The sequence below is a fragment of the Rhodopirellula sp. JB055 genome (assembly GCF_043100905.1).
Lineage (GTDB): Bacteria > Planctomycetota > Planctomycetia > Pirellulales > Pirellulaceae > Rhodopirellula.
Genome location: NZ_JBICHO010000420.1, coordinates 1 through 3,033, shown reverse-complemented (window position 1 = coordinate 3,033; position 3,033 = coordinate 1). Strand labels below are relative to the sequence as shown.

The window sequence follows — 3,033 nt, the reverse complement described above, 5'->3', positions numbered from 1 at the left end:
ATGGAATCACCAACGCGGTGGCCGAGGGAATCAATAGCAAGATCATGTCAATCAAACGACGCGTCGGTGGCTACCGAAACCGAGAGAACTTCAAAACCGCGATCTATTTCTACTGCGGCGGACTGGATCTCTACCCACAATGAACCCGGATGAACCTAAAAAGGCAGGAGTGCCCAAGCCACGATCGTCTCGCATGGTTCGCTATCTCCATCGTTGGCTCATCGACCTCGCTCATGCTCGCAGCAAGACGATTTCAACGAGAAACATCCGGCGATGCGAAAACACTAGAGCGACACTGCGGCTTCCTCCAACGGAACGTGTTCGCAAATCGATTCAATATCTCCTGCAAGAACTGCAGCCCAGGCGATGCTGATCCGCCAACCAAGCTGCAACATCCCTGGGCGACGCTCGAACACCTTGACACTCGACTTCTTCATCCCAGTCGAGCAAGGCGTGGATCGTGCCGTCCACCATCCATTCACCTTCGTTGTGAGCATCGTTCCCACGACCGAATCAGACGGCAGCATCGGGTCGCTGATAGACTCAGAAGTCGACGTCAGGGCGACGGACCTCTGCTCCGGTGCAGAACCTTGGTCAATCTACCTCCGTCCCCTTTGATCTGCCTCTCGTCCTCCGACCAAGCACCAGCATTGTCGTTCACTCATCTGGCAACTGTAGGTTCGCCGCCACGGCTGTCCGGCGAATGGCATCGACGCATCCGAGCTTCTTTGTGTTTACGGTCTCGCTCGGAGTGAATCTCCGGTGCAGGCCTGGCTAGGTAATCAAATGGTGCCACGTATGGGCGGGCCGCGCCACAACCATTCTGCATGACGCGAATCGGGAAAGATACGCTGAGCTTGAACTGCGTCCGATTGTGGATTCACTCGCTTACGTCCTTCCAGGCTGACACCGGCCGATCCACCATGCCGTTCAGGCGTTGGAAAACCAGGTCTGCCAAATTGGCCGCAAGACAAAAGGCTTGTCGGCTGCCAACCAGCGCTGTTGCTGCGTATCGTACTGAAGCACTTCTGGGGCCCAGCGGTCCCATACCAGCGTCAATTCATGCTGGCACGACCATCGATATTCGCCTCCATCGCCATTGTCACGAATCATTCTTCCCGATTTCGTCAGGGTCAATTCGCCTTCCCAATCGGGGTGCGTTGCCCAGAAAACTTGGTCTGATGCCCCGCTCGTCATTTCGGATACCTGGGAGAGCTGATCCGAACGCGGAGGATTCGCGTAGTTGGAATGCCGGCAGTCCTCCGGGTGCCATTGGTGAAGAAAGCCCTTTGCCTCTTCTCTCCGGACATTGGCGATCTTTTTGATCGCGGCGTGCAAGAGATCATCCTCTCCTCCCCAGCTTGTGAATTCAGGGACGCCACCAACCGCGTCCAGGAGTCGCTTGGGAGCGAATGCGTTACCGTAGCTATGTATTTCCAAGTGAGCTGGTTCCCCATCTTCATCCAGGTACCGAAAAATTGGAAAGTAGGCGGCTTGCTCGGCGCACTGCATGATCCCTTCATGCAGCAGTGCCGCGGGAACAAGCATGTCGGCGTCGAGCAGAAAGACCGAGTCACTTGTGGCGTGCTCAATCGCCACGTTCAGGCCACGTCCGCGAGAAAAGGGACCATCCAAGGTGATAACTTTCAAAAGTAGCGGACCCGAGTAATCATCGATCCAGTCAGCAAGAGGAAAGTCGTCAGACTGAAAGTCAGCAACGACTAATTCGATCCTTGTGGAATCTCCCGACCTTGTGGAACCCTCTTCTCCAAAGACAGCTTGCAATTCTTCCGCAGCACTCGCGAGTGACGCGACGCAATGGGGGAAGATTTTCCGGGGCCGGTCTTTGCGTGGGAGCAGCGATCGGTTCTTCAAGCTTACGCAGACCGACAACACCGGCTTGGCGTCTTGGTCATTTTGATTTGTCCTGGGACTGGCCGTTCGCAGTTTGACAGAAACGTGATCAGCCACCAATCGCGACCAAGCATCTTTCAGAGGAGCATCCTGGATCTCTGAAGGAGTGATGGCAAACCGACCTGGATCAGTGTGCAAGTCATCACGCCCGCCTTCAATGGAGAGATGCTTGTATGGTGAGGCTCCCCTTAGAATGCCAGGCCGCTCAAATTTAGGAAGCGGCGTTTTGATAAATGACTCACCTAGCAGCTCATGGAATTTCTTGAACAAGACAGAGTCTTCGCCAAGCGATTGCTGCGGGTAGCCCCCTACCGCGTTCCATAGCCTTTTTGTGAAGCAGCAGAACGGGTGATTGACCCATCCAGGCGTCGATTGATTGTCGTGGAGCGATTCGTCTCCCCAGTACGCCCAGAACTCCGCTGGCCGGTAGAACGAAAGTCGGTCACCAAGCATCGCTTCCACTGAAACCGATAGTCGCCAAGGCAAGTAGACGTCATCATCGTCCCAGATCGCTATGATCTCGCCGCCCGCTTGCTCGATGCAATGATTGCGTTTCTCACCGAGATTGGCGAATCGTTGCGGATGGTTGAGAACCGTCACAAAGGGATGGTCCAATTCAAAAGCCTGGCCAACGCAGTCATTAAGAATGATCAGTTCCTTGTTTTCATAGTCTTGAGCAAGAAACATAGCAACGGATTCGTTCACCAGTTCCGGTCGCCCGTATGTGGGCATGATCGCCGAGACCAAAGGGCGTTCATTTGACGGTGAGTAATCCACCGCTGCCGGCGAATTTTCCGCCTCACTCTTAGATGAAGATTCTCTTGTGGCTTCCTGCACGAATCGATCTCCGTCCATGGATTGGTTTGCTGATGATTGTCGATCTGTGCATCGCACGCTAAGACATGTGCCGACCGACCCGCTCGGGGCATGCCCCCACACACTCTGGCAGTTGCGTTTCTAGGTGTCAATCGACACCTGGTGGAGTTTACGTGAACCAGGGAGGTGCGTTCGGCTCAGTACTTCTGTCCACCCACGGTTCAACCTATACCCGAGGTAGAGAATTGATTGATGAGATTTGTGTTGTCGGATTTCCTTCGCGTTTAGGCGGGGCGGACACTG

General features: G+C 54.6%; 2 protein-coding genes. One reads left to right on the top strand and one right to left on the bottom strand.

From position 1 onward, the window contains the following. The first annotated feature begins 17 nt into the window (after window positions 1-17). Entirely contained in the window at window positions 18-143 is a 126-nt protein-coding gene (locus ACF8AM_RS16495; protein WP_392556691.1) for a transposase, read from the top strand. A gap of 787 nt (window positions 144-930) precedes the next feature. Here the strand turns inward: ACF8AM_RS16495 and ACF8AM_RS16490 are convergent. Beyond that, window positions 931-2,646 (bottom strand): glycosyltransferase, encoded by a 1,716-nt coding sequence (locus ACF8AM_RS16490; protein ID WP_392556690.1) that lies wholly within the window; start codon window positions 2,644-2,646, stop codon window positions 931-933. Window positions 2,647-3,033: the final 387 nt, after the last annotated feature.